The following is an 18,284-nucleotide window of genomic DNA, read 5'->3' as shown; positions in this document are numbered from 1 at the left end:
TTTGGCAACGGTACAAAGGGAGATATGAAAACTTATTCTTACTTATATGCGGTTGTGCCTGTATATAGACACTATGATACCGATACATTGACACGGCTTTGCCTATATATGGACACTGTAGTACCCATATATAGGCATAAGCCGGGAATATGCTCATTCTTACGGTACAACTACTTCTTCTCCGTTTTTATATGCCTTACCGTTTGCCGAAGTTACGGTAGAGCCTTCCAGAGTATAGTTGGCATTGTTTTTGAAAACCTCGCTAAAGCCTTTGGTAGTTGCTGCGTTTTGGCTCCATCCTACCATGTAGCAAATGATGGCATCTTTGGTTCCATTTGCCTTGGCTGATAATATTCCTAGCATCTGGGAAGTCGTGGCAGGAAGTTTTGCTAGTAAGCCGGGAGCGGAATTGCCCAAGAATCCTCCGAGCCATACGGTTCCTGTCTGGGATTCAGTAGAGATGGTAGTACCCTTTTCAACAGTACATATTGCATCAGCCATACCGTTAATGGCAGGGACTGATACCATCCCGCCGATGATTCCTCCTGTGTGGGCATTTTGTGTTCCCTGATTATCCACTTTGATATTTCCTTTGTAGGATAAGTTACAGCCTTCCACCGATGAAGTACTTGCTAATTCACCGATTATTCCTCCGGTTTTTATATCTCCTTTCACAGTAGCTTCTACAGTTATGTCGACTTCCGAACGAATATTACCGGATAATATGGTGTTGTTTGTAGCTTGTCCTATCAATCCTCCCGTCTGAGTGGCATCCGTTGCTGTGATATTGATGGAGCCGGCAATAGTCAGATTCATGATTTTAGCGGCTTTGGTATGGGCGAAGAATCCGATACCTTTTGATGTGTTTGTTCTGGAAATCTTCATTCCGCTGATTGTTTTACTATTACCGTCCAATATACCGGCAAAGGGAAGTGTATTGCTTCCAACAGGTTCCCAGTTTTCTCCGTCAAGGGAAATATCGGCATCCAGTTTGAAATATTTTCCGGCAAAGTCTGTGATAGCATCGCCTTCGTGCGAGTCGCGGCTGATAGCACGCAGTTGTCCGGCAGTTGTGATAATCCAGGGACTTTCTGCTGTACCTTCTCCCGTTTGGGTGTAGTCATCATTTGGTTCCGGCTCCGGTTCTTCGTCTTTGGCTACGGCTATTTCAAACGTGTGCTGCTTTCCTTTTTCGAAGGTGATACCTTCCAGGGTAGCGGTGTAGACTTCATTATTTGCATCTGTAACGGATACGGTGAATTGCTTGCCGCTCAAGTCGACAGGGACGATTAACAGATTAGCTTCCAACTTCTGCAAGGTGCCGCAATCTTTCAGGTTCAACGTTACCTTGTTAGTGCTTTCGTTGGTTGTCAGTTTGAAGTTTGCGGCATCGGCCGGATAATTGTTGCAATTGACCGACTTGATAAAATCCTTGCCGCCGGTGCTGATTTCCAATGTCGAAGGGATGAGTGCTTCGGGCAATGTGATTTTGAATGTCAGTACGGACATCTGCGGCTGAAATTCAATCGGTTGGATGATACCCTCTTCATAAGTGCTGACACCATACATATAGTAGAAAGCAGAAAGATGCCCTGTTGTGGCATTTCCTTTTTGGGTAAGTATGTATTGAGTATCGGTAGGGTCGGTACCGGGGGCGGGCAGGAGAGTACCTGTCACGTTTGCTTTCTCTTTGGCTTTTCCTGCGGGATAGAATGCACGTATATAGTCACCTTCCTGCGGGGTGGGAAACGCTTTCTTGACCGCTTCAAACGTAGCCCGGTTCACTTGCGATTCTTCGGTGTAGAAGAGTGTCTTTTCAGCGTCCGCCTTCTTCGCGTATAAGGCAATGGTATTATCCGTATTCCATTGCAGAGGTTCCGGGATGACGGCTTCGGTGGTGGTGATGCCTTGCTTGTTTCCGCCCTGTGCAGCGTCATCGTCGTCGGAACATCCGCCGATGAATAACGTGGTGGCGAGTGCGATGGCACATTGGATAAAAATAGTATTTCTCATATTGGTGAATTTATAGGTTGTTGATTATTGCTTGTCTCCGACTTCTTCCTGAGTCTGCCGGAGTGTTTCTTTCAATTCGTTTATCACTTTCTCGTACTTCTTGTTCCCGTACTGGTTGGTCATTTCGTGCGGGTCTTCCTGTAAGTCGTAGAACTCCCATACAGGCTGGAAGCCGGGCTTGTCGATGGAACCTTTCGTTCCGCAGGATTTGCCGTAGAAATAAATCAGTTTGTAACGGTCGGTACGCAGCCCGTAGTGAGCGGGGATGTTGTAGCCCTTGAAGTTCATCCAGTAACGGTAATAGGCTGTTTTTCGTGCGTCGGGGGCCTTTTTCCCGGTGAGAGAGGCGCAGAAACTTCTGCCGTCCATATAACCGGGAGTCCGGATACCTGCATATTCAAGGAGTGTCGGGGCAAAGTCAATGTTCTGCACGAAAGTTTGACAAGTGGTATTTGCCCGTATTTTCCGGGGGTAGCGGATGACCAGGGGCATACGCAGTGCTTCTTCGTACATCAGCCGTTTGTCTACAAGCCCGTGTTCGCCCATGTAGAAGCCTTGGTCGGAAGTGTAGACAATGATGGTGTTGTCCAGTTGCCCGTTCTTTTCGAGGCATTCGAGCAGGCGTCCTACGTTCTCGTCTATTCCGGCAATGCAAGAGAGGTAAGTGCGGATATATTCCTGATAGGCATCTTTCACCCTGTCTTCCTTGGGCAATGTCTTGTCGGCAAAGCGTCCGCCGGAAATCTTGTTGTGTACGGATTTCAGTATGGGACGGTTGTCGAGGTTCTCGTACAGGTTGTCCGGTTCGGGGAATACGACGTCTTTGTACAGGTCTTTGTGACGTTCCGCCGGGGTAAAAGGCGTGTGTGGGGCTTTGAAGTGGCACATCAGGAAAAAGGGCTTGTTTTTGTCCGCTTTCTCCATCCAGTCGATGCATTTGTCCGTGATGACATCCGTGCAGTAGCCTTGGGTGCGTACGGCATGTTTCACGTCGAAAGGAAGTCCGCTCTCCATGAAACCGGGATTTTCATATTTGCCTTGTCCGGGCATGACGCTGTAAAAGTCGAACCCTTCGGGCTGTGTGCCGATGTGCCACTTGCCGATGATGGCGGTCTGATAACCGTTCTTTTGGAGTTCCTTTGCCATGGAAGGGTGTCCGGCGGGAAGTTCGTCGGCGAGGGTATATACCTGGTTGTGGTGGCTGTATTGTCCCGTCAGGATAGCTGCCCGGCTGGGGGTGCTGATGGAGTTGGTGACAAAACAGTTGTCCATCCTGACCCCTTCGTGCGCGATACGGTCGATATTCGGAGTTTTCACGTAGTCTTTCAGTACCGACGCATATACGCCGATGGTCTGGAAAGAATGGTCGTCGGACATGATGTAAAGTATGTTCGGGCGGTCTTCTGCGGCAAAGGCGACTACGGCGCCCAGAGAGAGGGCTGCCGTGCTGATGCCCTTTTGAAGGAATGGGGTTTTCATCTTAGGTTAATGTTTAAAGTGTCTGTTAATTTATTGTCTTTATACATGTTCAGGCGGTATGCGCGCTTGCTCCATTGGCCGTAGGGAAGCAGCAGGGTGTTGATGCCTTTGTCTACTGTGTCGGGGATAACCTTGCGCACCGTGTCTCCGCAGCTAAGGGTGAAATGGATATTCGCTGAGGCTGTATCGCTCCAGTATCGTATCATGTACTTCTCCGTATCGGGGTGTGCGGTCAAATCGGCCGCCCCTGTCTGAAGATTGACGGGGTTCTGGCAGAATCCTTCCGTATAGGCGGATTCCCTGAATCCTGCCAGTTCAAGTCCCTTGCGGATAGGTTCGCTTTGCCAAGCCAGTTTCCAGATTAGTCCGGTACGGTAATTTTCGATAATGGACACGATGGGCATTACGGAGATGGATAAATATCGGGAGTCTGCCCAAGCCAGGCTTGTATTGTACGCGTCTGTAATGCCGTAAGTTCCTTTCATGCCGGGTGTTTGGTAGAGCGAGTTAATGACTTGCAGGGCATAGAATGGAGTGACCGTGACGGTTCCCATGGCTCCTGTGGCGCAAATAGTGCCGTCATCGCGTCCCTGCGCGGGTGAACGACCTTTGTAACCTAGCGGTGCCGGGCCGTAACAAGCGCTCAGCCCCCAGTTCCGCTCGTCGTACAGATACTCTTTCGGGGCGTCATTCAGGCAGTATTGCCGGTTTATCAGTGCGTGGTTGGTGCAGAACTCCCAATAATCTGCATAGTTATCCTGATAGATGAAAGGGTTTATCCATAAGAACGGGTGTTGTGTGGTGAAGAGCGGGCCGCCTTTTTCTTCTCCACCCAGTTCGAACGTGTATCCGTAGGTAGTACGTCCCTCGTTGAAGAACTTCTTCCCGCGCCATCCGTGAGTATATACATCTTCTGTAATGGCAAACTCTTCGGGGGCGGATAATGCCAATAAGTAGGCGGGGAGAGCTTCGCACGGACCGGTTATTTTCAATGGGGCGAAGCCCAGGTTCTTGTCCCATGCCCAATAGAGGGTTTGCTCGCCGTTGGTGTAGAAGTTCCAGTCTATTTCGTTGTGGAACTTTGCCACAAGTTCCCTTGCATTGGTTTCCGTTGCGTCTTCCGAGTCAAAGTACTCCGAACAGATGAATAACCCCATCATCATAAAGGCAGTCTCTACCAAATCGCCTGCCGACTGCTGTTTGGGGTTGAAAGGCGAGCCTGCTCCCGTCTTTCCGTTCATCCAGTGCGACCATGCACCGTGATAACGCTCGGCTCTGTTGAGGAAAGTACACATATCCAAGAAGCGCTGTGCTCCTTCCTTCCTGCTTATCCATCCGCGTTCTACGGCTACGGGAATGGCGGTGGCGGCATAAGCCGACCCGGCTAACGCCACGTTTATTGCGGGACGTTCCGTACCGATAAGCGCCATCTTGCTATCTTTCTGATAGTCTTCATAGAAGAAACGGAAATAACCTTGCTGTATGTCGGTCAGTGTCTGTCTTTGTTTCTCCGGCGTATATTCCAGTGAATCGGCAAAATAGCTCCCTTCGGTAATGGCTGGGAGAGACGGTAGCTCCGGCTGTTCGTCCGAGTGGAAGACCGGTTCGTCCGAGCAACTGCACGAACAGGCGGCAGCCAGCAGGAAGAGACAGAGTATCGGTTGAAGTTTCATATTCGATAAGGGGATTAGTTGAGTTGGACTTTTATTTCTGCTTTCACTTTGCCATCCTTCAGCAGACGGATGATGCAGCGTTTTGTATCTTTCAACCCGCTGCGGTCGAAAGAGAGCAGGTTGAGACCTCGCGGATACTCTTCCGCCCGGATTTCCGAAAGAACTTGCGTACCGGTTTCGTTTGCAATCTGGAAAGAGGCTGTACCTGCTTCTTCCAGATAAAAATCCAGTTCGTACATTTTCCTGTCCGGGTGACGGAGCATATCGTAATAGCCTGTGCGCGTATCCGCAATCGCATACGGGAAGCCTGTGGGATGGACGGGAAGATGTATGTCTGCCTTTTCTATTCCTTTCCGGATGTCGGGATGATTGGCTAGCAGTTTCCACAGGAAGCCGCTGCGGTAGTTCTCTATCATAATAACAACCGGTGCCTGGTCGATGGCGATTCTACCTTTGAAGTACCAGTTGTCCACAAGGCTGTAACCGTCGCCGAATCCCCCCGGAGTGCGTAGCTGCGGGCAGTTGTAATGCAGGTTGAGCAACATCTGTATGGAGTAGAAAGGTGTGTAAGGCATGGACGAAAGGGCAGCGGTAGGAGCTATCACGCCGTCATCGCGTTTCGGAGTGCGCGGCTTGTACCCCTTCTTGACAGGCTGGTTGGGGCCTGAACCTGCACTTAGTCCCCAGTTGAACGCATCGTATTGATATTCTCCGGGCGCTTCTTCCATACAATAATGCCTGTGTATCATGGCGTGGTATGTGCCATATTGCTGGTAGTCTGCGTATTTGTCCTGTATTGTCTTGGGATTCATCCCCAAAAACGAATAGTGTGACAGGAAGAGCGGGCCGCTCAGATGGGTTCCCATAACAAAAGGGTAACCGTAGTGCGCCTGCCGGGGCTTGAATATCTTGCCGTTCTGCTGCCATCCGTTTTTGTATACATCCGCATCGACAGCATACTTGTCAGGGGCACCCATGGCGAGGATATAGGTAATCAATGCTTCGTTGTATCCGCGTAGCGGCAATGTAAACGTTTCGTTGGTACGTTCCCATAGCCAGTAAAGTTCTCCGTTGTGCACGAACTCATTCCATTGTATCGTTTTACGGAAACTGTCCACTGTTTTCCGTATCTCTTTTTCTACAGCGTTGTTCTCCGTCAGATAAGCCTGGGCTGCATAAAGCCCCATCATCATAAAAGACGTTTCTACCAGGTCGCCGGATTCTATCTGTTTGCCGAACTTGACAGGCTTCCCCTCTACATTCATCCAGTGCGACCATGCCCCTTTTATGCGTTCGGCTTTATCCAGGTAGCGTACAAGTGTGAGAATACGCTTTGCCCCCTCTTTGCGGGTAATCCATCCCCGTTCTATTCCCGTCAGTATCACCATGACGCCGAAGCCGCTGCCACCGGTGGTCAGGTTCTTGTTATTGACGTTTGTGCCTGCGTGAATCATACCGGTCTGTTTATTGGCGAATTGCCAGAAATGATTGAATGCGGCACGTTGCTCTTCTTCTAATATCGCACGTACCGAATCGGGATGGTAGGAGAATGTGGCGGTCGCCCGGACAGGCGCGGCATATCCCGATATATATGTGACACACGCCAACAGGAGACTGAATACTGTTTTTTTGAGTAAGGAGTGATTCATAGCTTTTTTATTTTGGGGCAAAGTAAAGCTTTTCTTGTTATTCACTCAAATTCCGGGCATCGTATCGAATACGTCAGGATGAAAAAATGGAGAATCGGACTACTATTTCTATACTACACAGATGAATAATCGGTTGATAATGTGTGGTTTGTATCTTGAATATATCTTCCTGTCTCTTTTCATCCGCCAAAGTATGATCCTAGGCGGACGGTAATTGTGAACGGTTCATGGCGATGTTACGAAAGAGGTCGGACATCTGGTTTACCTCCTGTTTGATGACTTTGTTCCGGAATACTAAAAAAAGTAAAGCTTTCGCGCTTTTTCTTTCATATAGGTGAAAATCTCCTTCCAATCGTATTATAGTTCGTTAAAAAAGTGTACATTGCAACAATTATGGACATTTTTGGTGGATAATTGGAACAAAATTGCAAGGTTAACCCGTTTTCTTTTGCTATTTTTGCACCGTGTACGTAAACGACGTGCACGTAGAAAGAGAACTTATTCAATAACTATAAATAGATAAGGTATGAAAACGAACTATGAAATTCGCTATGCTGCGCATCCTGAGGATGCAAAAAGTTATGATACTACAAGAATCCGCAGAGATTTCTTAATCGAAAAGATATTTGTCCCCAATGAAGTGAATATGGTGTATTCCATGTATGACCGTATGGTTGTGGGTGGAGCTCTTCCGGTAGGAGAGGTGTTGACGCTCGAAGCGATTGACCCGCTGAAAGCCCCGTTCTTCCTGACCCGCCGCGAGATGGGTATTTACAATGTGGGCGGCCCCGGTATCGTGAAAGCAGGCGACGCTGAATTTGAACTTGATTATAAAGAAGCCCTTTATTTGGGTTCGGGCGACCGTGAAGTGACTTTTGAAAGCAAGGATGCTGCGCATCCCGCCAAGTTCTACTTCAACTCGCTGACTGCACACCGCAACTATCCCGACCGCAAGGTGACGAAAGCCGATGCAGTAGTGGCTGAAATGGGTTCTTTGGAAGGTTCCAACCATCGTAACATCAATAAGATGCTGGTAAATCAGGTATTGCCTACCTGCCAACTCCAGATGGGTATGACGGAACTGGCTCCGGGAAGCGTATGGAACACGATGCCGGCTCACGTACACAGCCGTCGTATGGAAGCTTATTTCTACTTCGAAATTCCTGAAGACCATGCTATCTGCCATTTCATGGGTGAAGTGGACGAAACGCGTCACATCTGGATGAAAGGCGACCAGGCGGTTCTTTCGCCCGAATGGTCTATCCACTCGGCTGCCGCTACTCACAACTATACCTTTATCTGGGGTATGGGCGGCGAGAACCTCGACTACGGCGACCAGGACTTCTCATTAATAACAGACTTGAAATAAACAACTACAATAAGTTTTCTTAATTTAATAACAAAAAATTATGAATCAGTATTTGAATTTTTCTTTGAAAGGTAAAGTAGCTCTCGTTACAGGTGCTTCTTACGGTATCGGTTTTGCTATCGCATCTGCTTTTGCAGAACAAGGTGCTACTGTTTGTTTTAACGACATCAATCAGGAGTTGGTAGACAAAGGTATGGCTGCTTATGCAGAAAAGGGTATCAAGGCTCACGGTTATGTATGTGACGTAACAGACGAACCGGCTGTACAGGCTATGGTTGCTACTATCGCTAAAGAAGTAGGTACAATTGATATTCTTGTAAATAATGCAGGTATCATCCGTCGTGTTCCTATGCACGAGATGGATGCTGCTGATTTCCGTCGTGTAATCGACATCGACTTGAACGCTCCGTTTATCGTTGCTAAGGCTGTTCTTCCCGCTATGATGGAAAAACGTGCCGGTAAAATCATCAACATCTGCTCTATGATGTCTGAACTGGGTCGTGAAACTGTATCTGCTTACGCTGCCGCTAAGGGTGGTCTGAAGATGCTGACTCGCAACATCTGCTCTGAATATGGTGAATACAACATCCAATGTAATGGTATCGGCCCGGGTTATATCGCTACTCCGCAGACTGCTCCTCTTCGTGAGCCGCAAGCAGACGGAAGCCGTCACCCGTTCGATTCATTCATCTGCGCCAAGACTCCGGCCGGTCGTTGGTTGGATCCGGAAGAGCTGACAGGCCCTGCCGTATTCCTTGCTTCTGAAGCATCTAACGCTGTCAACGGTCACGTTCTTTATGTAGACGGTGGTATCCTCGCTTATATCGGAAAACAACCGAAATAATACAAGATAGAAAGTTAATCCGTAAGGTGATAGAATGGCAAAGAGCATCCTCTTTTCATCTGTCACCTTATTTTTTATTTAATAAGAATCAATCATGAAAAAGATATTTTTTCTGCTTGCTGTTGCTTTGACGGCTTTTGCTTCCTGTGCCGACAGTAAACAGACAATGACGGTCACAGTGACCAATCCCCTGGCTTTGGAACGTGTAGGGGAAATGGTTGAAGTACCGATGGGTGATGTAGTTGCAAAGTTGCAACTGGCAGACACGGCACAGATTATAGTACTTGACGCTGACGGTCAGCAAGTGCCTTACCAGGTGACATATGACGAGAAAGTCGTTTTCCCTGCTACGGTAAAAGCAAACGGTACAGCTACTTATACCATCCAACCGGGTACTCCGGAACCTTTCAACGTAATTGCCTGTGGTAAATATTACCCCGAACGCCTGGATGACGTTGCCTGGGAGAACGATCTCGTAGGTTTCCGTGCCTATGGCCCTGCTTTACAGGCTAGAAACGAGCGTGGCTTTGGTTACGATATCTTCACGAAGTATAATACTACCGAGCCTGTCCTGGAAAGTATGTATGCTGAAGAACTGAATAAGGAGAAGCGTGCCAAGATAGCTGAACTGAAAAAGACAGACCCGAAAGCGGCTGCCGAACTGGGGCGTGCCATCTCTTACCATGTTGACCATGGTTACGGAATGGACTGCTACGCCGTAGGCCCTACATTGGGCGGCGGTACGGCTGCTTTGATGGCTGGCGATACGATTATCTATCCTTACTGCTATCGTACTCAGGAAATCCTCGATAACGGCCCGTTACGCTTTACTGTAAAACTGGAATTCAACCCGCTTGTGGTTCGTGGTGATTCTAACGTGATAGAAACACGTGTCATCTCTTTGGATGCAGGCTCATACCTCAATAAGGCAGTTATCTCATATACTAATCTGAAAGAGGCAATGCCTGTGACTACCGGACTCGTCTTGCGTGAACCGGACGGTGCAGTTGTAGCAGATGCCGCAAACGGTTATATCACTTACGTTGACCCGACAACCGACCGTAGCGGTGCGAACGGCAAGATATTTGTCGGTGCCGCATTCCCTGCACAGGTAAAAGAAGCTAAAGCGGTTCTTTTCTCGGAAAAGGAAAAGAAAGAACGCGGAGGAGCCGACGGTCATGTGTTGGCTATCAGCGAATATGAACCGGGTTCTGAATATACTTATTACTGGGGTTCTGCCTGGGATAAGGCGGCTATTAAGACGGCTGATGTATGGAATAAATATATGGCTGAGTATGCTCAAAAATTACGTGCTCCGCTTTCGGTAGCATATTAGTATCCAGTTTGAGGATTAGAAATAGTTGAAAAGTGGGGATTCCTGTAATTATATGGGAGTTCCCATTGTTTTTTAGTAGAAATAACCTGTCGGCTATCGGCTGATTACTGGCGGATAATTTAGTCTGTATTTGTTATGGAAGTGTTTGATGTGGTTATTTAGTTCTTGCAGAACTTGGTGCATTACTGATAGTGAACTTTCCATCCAGATTGGTGGTAGTTCCTATAGTCGTGCCTTTCACTAGTACGGATGCCCCTACAACAGGCTGGTTGTCTTCTTCCGAAATGACAACACCTGTGATTTCTTTAGGTGTTTGGGCAATTGCCAGACCGATTCCTGCCAATAAGCAGGCTAATAACAACACAAATCTTCTTTTCATACGCTCCCTAAATATTTGGTTAATACAATAGTTGTCTATTTGTCTGTAGGTTTTTGCAAAAATAAGCACATTTTATTAAAAACAAAGCAAAACAACAAAAAAATATCAAATTTATTTGCGGGATAATTTGAAAGGATATCTGTTTGATACGTTTTTCTAAAGAGACTATATAATGTGTATTTAATAGCATATTGCTATTATTAATAAGGTGTATTGCTACTTTTGGGGAAGTGAAAGAATTTCAAACCTGTAAAAAAAGAAGTTTAATTATATGAAAACTAGGCATATGATATTTTTATAGGAGTTAAGATTTGATAGATTGCATAAAGGGTAAATGAGGATGAGAAATAACTACTTGGTGTATAAAGTTCCTCTTTTTCCTAGTGGCTATATTTAGACAAACAAGATAGAACTAACAAATAAACCGAGTATTAAAGAATTCACATATCCTTATCACACACAAAAGGGACTTTTCTATATTTATTGATATAATAATTGGCATCTAGCATGCATGGTGCATTTCTCTGTCTCTCCCCCCTGCGTATATCCTGCATCTATCTGAAATATTTGCAAAATAGAGAGTCGTGAGTATCATTTTGACAGTTTTGTATTAGGAGTATTATATTGACAATTATTCCCGAATCTGTAAAATAAACATTCTTTAATATTAAGTTCTGCAAGAACTTTGAAAATTAGCTACATCGGTATGAAAACCGAAGAAGTACCCATCAAATCGGGTATAATGAAGATTGTTTTAAAATCAGATTCGGAAGTTTTGCAGGAAGTGGTTGTAACGGGTATGACAAAAGTCGATAAACGTCTTTTTACCGGTGCGGCGGATCAACTGAAAGCAGCCAATGTGAAACTGGACGGTATGGCTGATATAAGTCGAGGTTTGGAAGGGCGTTCGGCAGGTGTTTCTGTACAGAATGTATCAGGAACGTTTGGTACAGCTCCTAAAATCCGTGTGCGTGGTGCTACTTCCATATATGGTAATTCAAAACCTTTATGGGTGGTGGATGGTGTTATTATGGACGATGTGGTAGAAATCGGTGCCAATGATCTTTCTTCAGGTGATGCCACCACGTTGATAAGTTCCGCTATTGCAGGTTTAAATTCGGACGATATTGAAAGTTTCCAGATATTAAAAGACGGTTCTGCCACTTCTATCTATGGCGCGCGAGCTATGGCGGGGGTTATCGTCGTAACAACCAAAAAAGGTCAGGCAGGGAAGAGTTCGCTCAATTATACAGGTGAGTTTACTACTCGTCTGAAACCTTCTTACAGTACTTTCAATATCATGAATTCTCAAGATCAGATGGGTATTTATAAAGAATTGCAGGATAAGGGTTGGTTGAACCTGTCGAGTACTTATCGTGCTGCCAATAGCGGGGTATATGGTAAGATGTATCATTTAATCAATACTTATGATCCTGCTACCGGGCAGTTTGGCCTGATGAATACTCCATTGGCTAGAAATGCTTATCTGCGTCAGGCTGAATATCGTAATACTGACTGGTTTGATTTGTTGTTCAGCAATTCCATCATGATGAACCATTCTGTCAGCTTGTCAACCGGTACGGAGAAATCAAACTCCTATATATCCGTAAGTGCCATGACAGATCCGGGTTGGATGAAAGGTACCAATGTTCAACGCTTTACTGCGAACCTGAATTCAACTTACAATATCAATAAGGATCTTGCTTTGACAGTAATCGGAAACGCGTCTTATCGTAAGCAGAAAGCTCCCGGAACTATTGGACAGACCCGTGACGCTGTATCCGGTGAAGTGTCCCGCGGATTTGATATCAACCCTTATTCCTATGCGCTGAATACTTCAAGAACATTGGATCCTGACGAATATTACACACGCAATTATGCTGATTTTAATATATTTAATGAGTTGCAGACGAATAGCATCAATTTGAACGTAGTTGATATGAAGTTTCAGGGAGAGTTGCGCTGGAAACCTGTGATGGGCTTGGAGTTGAGTGCTTTGGGGGCTGTTAAATACAATTCTTCGTCACAGGAGCATAAGATACGTGAAAGTTCAAACCAGGCGATGGCCTATCGGGCTATGGATGATGCTACGATGCGTGATGCTAATAATTGGCTGTATACAGACCCAGATGTTTTGAACTCTCTTCCTTTCAGTGTATTGCCAAAGGGAGGTTTTTATAACAAGACTGATTATCGTATGTTCAGCTATGATTTTCGTGCATCCGCCACTTGGAACAAGGTTTTTAATGATGACCATATCCTGAGTCTTTTTGCCGGTTTGGAGGCGAAAGCGCAGGATCGTTCCAATAATGATTTCCAAGGTTGGGGAATGCAATATGAGAACGGTGAAATCCCTTATTTTGACTACCATGCGTTTAAAAAGATGCGTGAGGGAAATTCAAACTATTATAACCTGAAGAATACAAAAAGCAGGACTGTTGGTTATTTTGCCAATGGTACTTATTCTTATCAAGGACGTTATAGCATAACCGGAACATTCCGTTATGACGGCTCCAACCGTTTGGGGAAAGCCCGTTCAGCGCGTTGGTTGCCCACGTGGAACGTAGGAGGAGCATGGAATGCCCATGAGGAAAGATTCTTCAAAAAGCTGCAACCGGCATTTTCGCATTTCACACTCAAGGCGTCTTACAGCCTTACGGCTGATGCAGGTCCTACGGATGTAACCAACTCGTATGTCAACATTAATAGTTTCACCCCGTGGCGGCCAAGCGCATCTGTCGGTGAATCGGGACTGAAAATCGTTGAGCTGGAGAACGGTGGGCTGACTTATGAAAAGAAACATGAATTGAATGTCGGAGTTGATTTAGGCTTTTTGGATAATCGTATCAATGCAGAACTGGCATGGTACAAACGTGACAATTATGACCTGATAGGTGCTGTGTTAACACAAGGAGTAGGAGGGGAGACCCGTCGTAACGCCAACCTTGCCTCTATGAAATCTCATGGTTTCGAGTTTTCACTTTCCACACGTAATATCGTGACGAAAGATTTCCAATGGACAACGGATTTTATTTTCGGTTATAGTAAAACCGAGATTACAGACTTGAAATCGCAGACAAATGTGTTTAACCTTGTCACCGGTTATGGTCAGCGTGAAGGCTATGATTGGGGAAGTATCTTCTCTATCCCGTTTGCCGGACTGGATGCCGACGGATATCCCACTTATATGTGGAATGGCAAGTTGATTAATAAGACAAATTATGGCGATATTAACTTCCAACAGGTGGAAGATGTGGATTTCCTGAAATACGAAGGTCCCAGAGACCCTACGATAACCGGTAGTTTTGGAAATGTGTTTGCTTTCAAGAATTTTAAGCTAAATGTTTTCATTACTTACTCGGCGGGAAATAAAGTTCGTCTGGAACCACAATTCTCTAATAAATATGATGACTTGGATGCTACTCCGAAAGATTTCAAGAATCGCTGGATGATACCGGGTGATGAGAATGTGACGAATGTTCCGGTGATACCGAATGCACGTGATAATAATAAATATAGCAACTTGAAGGTGGGATACAATGCTTATAATTATTCGGATGCACGCATTGCCGATGGTGGGTTTGTCCGCATGAAGGAGATTTCTTTATCCTATGATTTTCCGCAGTCAATGCTGGGCAATCAGAAGTTGGTCAAGGCTCTTTCGCTGAAAGTACAAGGTACTAACTTGTTTTTGATTTATTCAGATTCCAAGTTGAACGGACAAGATCCGGAGTTCTTTAATTCGGGCGGTGTGGCTGCGCCTGTGCCTAAGCAGTTTACATTTACGGTAAGAGCAAGTTTCTAATAAAAAACAGTGAATAATTATGCGAACAAAAAATATATTATTATCATTTCTGCTTACAATAGCGCTGGGGAGTCTATCTTCTTGTGACAGTTTTCTTGATACAATGCCGGATCAGCGGACTGATGTGGATACTTCTGATAAAGTGAGGGATTTGCTGCTGTCTGCATATCCCACTCTTCATCCGACACTCATGTTCGAGTTTATGTCCGATAACTATGAGGATAATGGAGATGGATATAGTAACACTAATAATCTGGTTGAAGAATCTTATTATTGGAAAGATGCCATAGAATCTGACTGGGATTCGCCACAGGAGGTTTGGGATGCAAATTATAAAGCTATTGCCGCTGCCAATCAAGTATTGGAATCTATTGATGAATTAGGAGATCCCGAATCATGCCGTGCTTATAAAGGCGAGGCTCTGTTGTGTCGTGCATACGGGCATTTTCAGTTGGCTAACACCTTTTGTATGGCATACAATGAACAAACAGCCGCTACTGAACTGGGCATTCCTTATATAACTTCTCCTGAGAAAGAAGTGGGAGTTGTATATGACAGGGGGACGTTGAAAGAGGTATATGAGAAGATAAACGCGGATATTGAAGAAGCTTTGCCATTGATAGAAGCCGCGAGGTTTGATGTTCCGGTTTACCATTTTAATGCGAAAGCTGCCTATGCGTTTGCCGCCCGTTTCAATTTGTTTTATGGCAAAGATTATGATAAAGTGATTCGTCTTGCTACACAGGCTATTGGTACTGACCCTACCTCCGTGTTGAGAGATTTGAATGGTTATGATAAGTTTACTACCGGTAAGGAGTGGACATACGGCTATATTAATAAAGATGAACCTGCTAATCTGCTATTGATAACCAACCGTTCTTTTTTCGGCCGTGTCCATAATAAAAGATATGGGATAACGAACGCCATCATGCGTTCGCAACTGGTTTGGTCAAATTTCCCAGGCAACACACAACTCAAAGTATATAATACAGTATTCCATTATGATTATGTGTCTTATTTGGTACCTAAGATGCAGGAGATCTTTGAAGTGACTAACCAAGTGGCTCAGACAGGTCAGCCTCATGTGGTTGTACCTGCATTTACCACGGACGAAACGCTGTTGTGCCGTGCTGAGGCTTATATCTTGAAGAAGGAATACGATGCTGCGGCTACTGATTTGTCGTATTGGTATAAGAAGAAAGGCGTATCGGGGTGTACTGCTGACGAGATTGCCGATTTTTATAAGGCAAGCAGTGCTGAAACGAATGCCAAACCGTTGAATACTGGTGTTGCTTATGATGAGAAGCAAACGAATATGTTGTATGCTGTATTGCATGCTCGTAGAGTGGAAGGTATCCATGAAGGAGTACGTTGGTTAGATATAAAACGGTATGGCATAGCTATCAAGCATATTATTTATGGTAGTTCGCCCATTGTTCTGGAATCAGGTGATTATCGCAAAGCCATTCAGATTCCTTCTCAGGTTCTGGCTGCTCCGGGCAATATGACTCCTAATCCGAGATAAATTCATTAACAAAGTAAAATATAACTATTATGAAATATACATATCTGTTTTTCTTATGGCTGTTCTTTACCGGTCTGTTTGTTTCTTGTCAGGAAGACGACTTGAATAGTACCAGTATCTTCGATGATGGTCTGGAGACTGAAAAGAATGCACTTGATATCTGGATAGAGAAAAATTACCTGTATCCTTATAATCTTGACTTTAAATACAGGATGGAAGATATAGAGTCTTCTTTGAGTAATAATCTGGTGCCGATAGATTATGATTTGGCTATTCAGATGGCGCGGATAGTAAAACATGTCTGGTTTGAGGCATATGATGAAATCGGAGGCATTAGTTTCACACGTATGTATGCTCCGAAGGTGATTCATCTCATCGGTTCAAGGCAGTGGAATCCCAATGGGACTATTACTTTGGGATATGCCGAAGGCGGACTGAAAGTTACGCTCGTAGGTGGCAACTGGCTCGATCCCACTGATATTCCTGATATGAACGAGATGTACTTCAAGACCATGCACCATGAGTTTGCCCATATTCTTCATCAGACGAAGAATTATCCGACGGAATATAATAGCCTAAGTGAAGGACATTATTCACCTTCCGGTTGGAATAATCGCCATAATATGGCTGATTATGCGCCATTCGGCTTCGTCACTGCTTATGGAAGCAGTGAGCCGGGAGAAGACATTGCCGAAGTGACGGCTTGTTACTTGACATGGACTCCGGAGCAATGGACTCAATTGAAAGCAGGAGCCGGTAATGAAGGTTGGAGCATTATTCAGCAGAAGATTACCATCATGAAGAAGTATATGAAAGATAATTATGGCATTGATATGGATAATCTTCGTTCTACTATTGACAGGAGATGTACAGAACTGCAAACGATGGATTTGACAGAACTTCCCGATTAGTTTACATATAACAAATACGAATCATTATGAGAAGAAATATTATATATATAACGTGTTTAATCATCGCAGGATTATTGCAATCTTGCACCAATGAAGTGGACGACCTTTTTGACAGCTCGGCACAGCAACGAATGAATGAAGAAGTCAAGGCTTGCAGGGAGCTTCTTGCCAGTTCCGAACTAGGGTGGAAACTCGACTATTATCCTTCTGCTAAACAAAGTTATGGCGGCTACGCCATGACCGTCAAGTTTGATGAGACTCATGTGACGGCAGCTTCTGAAATAACTGGTGATCCAGCCGTTACGATGTCCAGTCTTTATTCCCTGAAATCGGACATGGGACCCACATTGAATTTTGATACTTACAACCCAATCTTGCACTTCTTTGCTGACCCTGATAATTCAGCCGGTGCAGGTTTGGGTAAAGGGTATGAGGGTGATTATGAGTTTATCATTCAGTCACGTTCGGAAAACGAAATCGTCCTGAAAGGAAAAAAAACAAAGAATATCATGAAGATGACCCGTCTCACAGAACCGAGTGAGGATTATCTAGCTTCTGTAATGGCTACCGAAGCGAAGATAGCATCCATTGTGGGAATATTGGGATATACCGGCAAACTGAACGGGCAAGATGTATCTATATCAATTCCTGCTGATCGCCGGATGAATATTCAAATAGGCGGAGAATCATTGACTACGACAGGTTTTATGTATACTGCCAATGGGATCCGGTTCTATCAGTCGGTGATGGTAGGAGGGAAGGAAGTCAGCTCTTTGCAGTGGTCGGAAACCGGACAGACATATGTGTCGGATGATGGTCCGTTTGTTTCTGTGCCCGATCCGGCTTATACCAAATACGAGCGGTTCTTGGGAGAGTATACCATGAAATACAATTATGGTAATACGCCAAGAGAAGTGCCCGTTAACTTGAAATCTCTGAAATATTCGGCATCTGAAAAAACATATGAAGTAGAAGGGTTGCCGTTCCCGCTGGTTATATTCTATAATGTGGAAAAAGATTGTATGGAGATTCTTACTTATAGTACAGGACAATGCAACGTTGCCATGTGGGAGGTTATAGGAAACGGTAATTTGAGTTGGGGAGCAGGTCTTGGAATGATCGGTCAGTTGAAGGAAGATACGGATAATGTCTATGAGTTTGTTGATAACGGTGTGTGGGGTACCTATATTGCTCGCGCAATCATCTTGTGGAGTGCTTCCGGAGAATATAGAGGGTATGGAGGTGATACCAGATTCCAAAATATAGTCTTCATAAAGAAATGAATAATTTAAAAGCACAAG

The 18,284-nt window shown here is 45.1% G+C and carries 12 protein-coding genes; 7 read left to right on the top strand and 5 right to left on the bottom strand.

All coding sequences use genetic code 11. The annotated features are described in order from the left end of the window. Positions 1 to 159 precede the first annotated feature (159 nt). Genes RDN93_RS09795 through RDN93_RS09780 form a run of 4 tightly spaced genes read right to left on the bottom strand, consistent with a single transcriptional unit; the run spans position 160 to position 6,814 of the window. The gene (locus RDN93_RS09795; RefSeq protein WP_308745341.1) at positions 160 to 2,013 is read right to left on the bottom strand and encodes a fimbrillin family protein; all 1,854 of its coding nucleotides are present in this window, start codon (positions 2,011 to 2,013) and stop codon (positions 160 to 162) included. Between the two features lie 24 nt (positions 2,014 to 2,037). Further along, the gene (locus tag RDN93_RS09790; protein WP_308745340.1) at positions 2,038 to 3,492 is read right to left on the bottom strand and encodes a sulfatase; all 1,455 of its coding nucleotides are present in this window, start codon (positions 3,490 to 3,492) and stop codon (positions 2,038 to 2,040) included. After that, on the bottom strand, positions 3,489 to 5,165 hold the full coding sequence (locus RDN93_RS09785) for a glucoamylase family protein (protein ID WP_308745339.1): 1,677 nt from the start codon (positions 5,163 to 5,165) through the stop codon (positions 3,489 to 3,491). The genes RDN93_RS09790 and RDN93_RS09785 overlap by 4 nt, the downstream gene beginning before the upstream one ends. 14 nt (positions 5,166 to 5,179) lie before the next feature. Next, a complete protein-coding gene (locus RDN93_RS09780; protein WP_308745338.1) occupies positions 5,180 to 6,814 on the bottom strand; it encodes a glucoamylase family protein in 1,635 nt (544 codons plus the stop codon). A 526-nt stretch (positions 6,815 to 7,340) separates the two neighbouring features. Between RDN93_RS09780 and kduI the strand changes: the two genes are divergently transcribed. The 3 genes from kduI (at position 7,341) to RDN93_RS09765 (ending at position 10,363) form a co-directional block, all read left to right on the top strand. After that, positions 7,341 to 8,183 carry a 5-dehydro-4-deoxy-D-glucuronate isomerase gene (kduI, locus tag RDN93_RS09775; RefSeq protein ID WP_308745337.1) on the top strand — a complete coding sequence of 281 codons (843 nt, stop codon included), beginning with the start codon at positions 7,341 to 7,343 and terminating at the stop codon, positions 8,181 to 8,183. 40 nt (positions 8,184 to 8,223) lie between these two features. Beyond that, complete coding sequence (locus RDN93_RS09770) at positions 8,224 to 9,027, top strand: gluconate 5-dehydrogenase (protein ID WP_294553844.1); 804 nt, start codon at positions 8,224 to 8,226, stop codon at positions 9,025 to 9,027. A 94-nt stretch (positions 9,028 to 9,121) separates the two neighbouring features. Next, a complete protein-coding gene (locus tag RDN93_RS09765; RefSeq protein ID WP_308745336.1) occupies positions 9,122 to 10,363 on the top strand; it encodes a DUF4861 domain-containing protein in 1,242 nt (413 codons plus the stop codon). 154 nt (positions 10,364 to 10,517) lie between these two features. Here the strand turns inward: RDN93_RS09765 and RDN93_RS09760 are convergent, their stop codons facing one another. Continuing rightward, positions 10,518 to 10,742: a carboxypeptidase-like regulatory domain-containing protein gene (locus tag RDN93_RS09760; RefSeq protein WP_308745335.1), complete on the bottom strand. Its 225-nt coding sequence runs from the start codon at positions 10,740 to 10,742 to the stop codon at positions 10,518 to 10,520. Positions 10,743 to 11,406: 664 nt separating this feature from the next. Between RDN93_RS09760 and RDN93_RS09755 the strand changes: the two genes are divergently transcribed. The 4 genes from RDN93_RS09755 to RDN93_RS09740 are packed head-to-tail and all read left to right on the top strand — an operon-like array spanning position 11,407 to position 18,266. Further along, the gene (locus RDN93_RS09755) at positions 11,407 to 14,547 is read left to right on the top strand and encodes a SusC/RagA family TonB-linked outer membrane protein (protein ID WP_308745356.1); all 3,141 of its coding nucleotides are present in this window, start codon (positions 11,407 to 11,409) and stop codon (positions 14,545 to 14,547) included. 19 nt (positions 14,548 to 14,566) lie between these two features. After that, positions 14,567 to 16,072, top strand: coding sequence for a RagB/SusD family nutrient uptake outer membrane protein (locus RDN93_RS09750; protein WP_308745334.1), 1,506 nt, complete (start codon positions 14,567 to 14,569; stop codon positions 16,070 to 16,072). A 29-nt stretch (positions 16,073 to 16,101) separates the two neighbouring features. Further along, entirely contained in the window at positions 16,102 to 16,983 is an 882-nt protein-coding gene (locus RDN93_RS09745; RefSeq protein WP_308745333.1) for a putative zinc-binding metallopeptidase, read from the top strand. 26 nt (positions 16,984 to 17,009) lie between these two features. Next, the gene (locus RDN93_RS09740; protein WP_308745332.1) at positions 17,010 to 18,266 is read left to right on the top strand and encodes a DUF4302 domain-containing protein; all 1,257 of its coding nucleotides are present in this window, start codon (positions 17,010 to 17,012) and stop codon (positions 18,264 to 18,266) included. The last annotated feature ends 18 nt before the right edge of the window (positions 18,267 to 18,284 follow it).

The organism is uncultured Bacteroides sp. (assembly GCF_902491285.1).
In the GTDB taxonomy this organism is placed as follows: Bacteria; Bacteroidota; Bacteroidia; order Bacteroidales; family Bacteroidaceae; genus Bacteroides.
The sequence above is the reverse complement of the archived record's forward strand: the minus strand, read 5'-3'. Positions and strand labels throughout refer to the sequence as shown.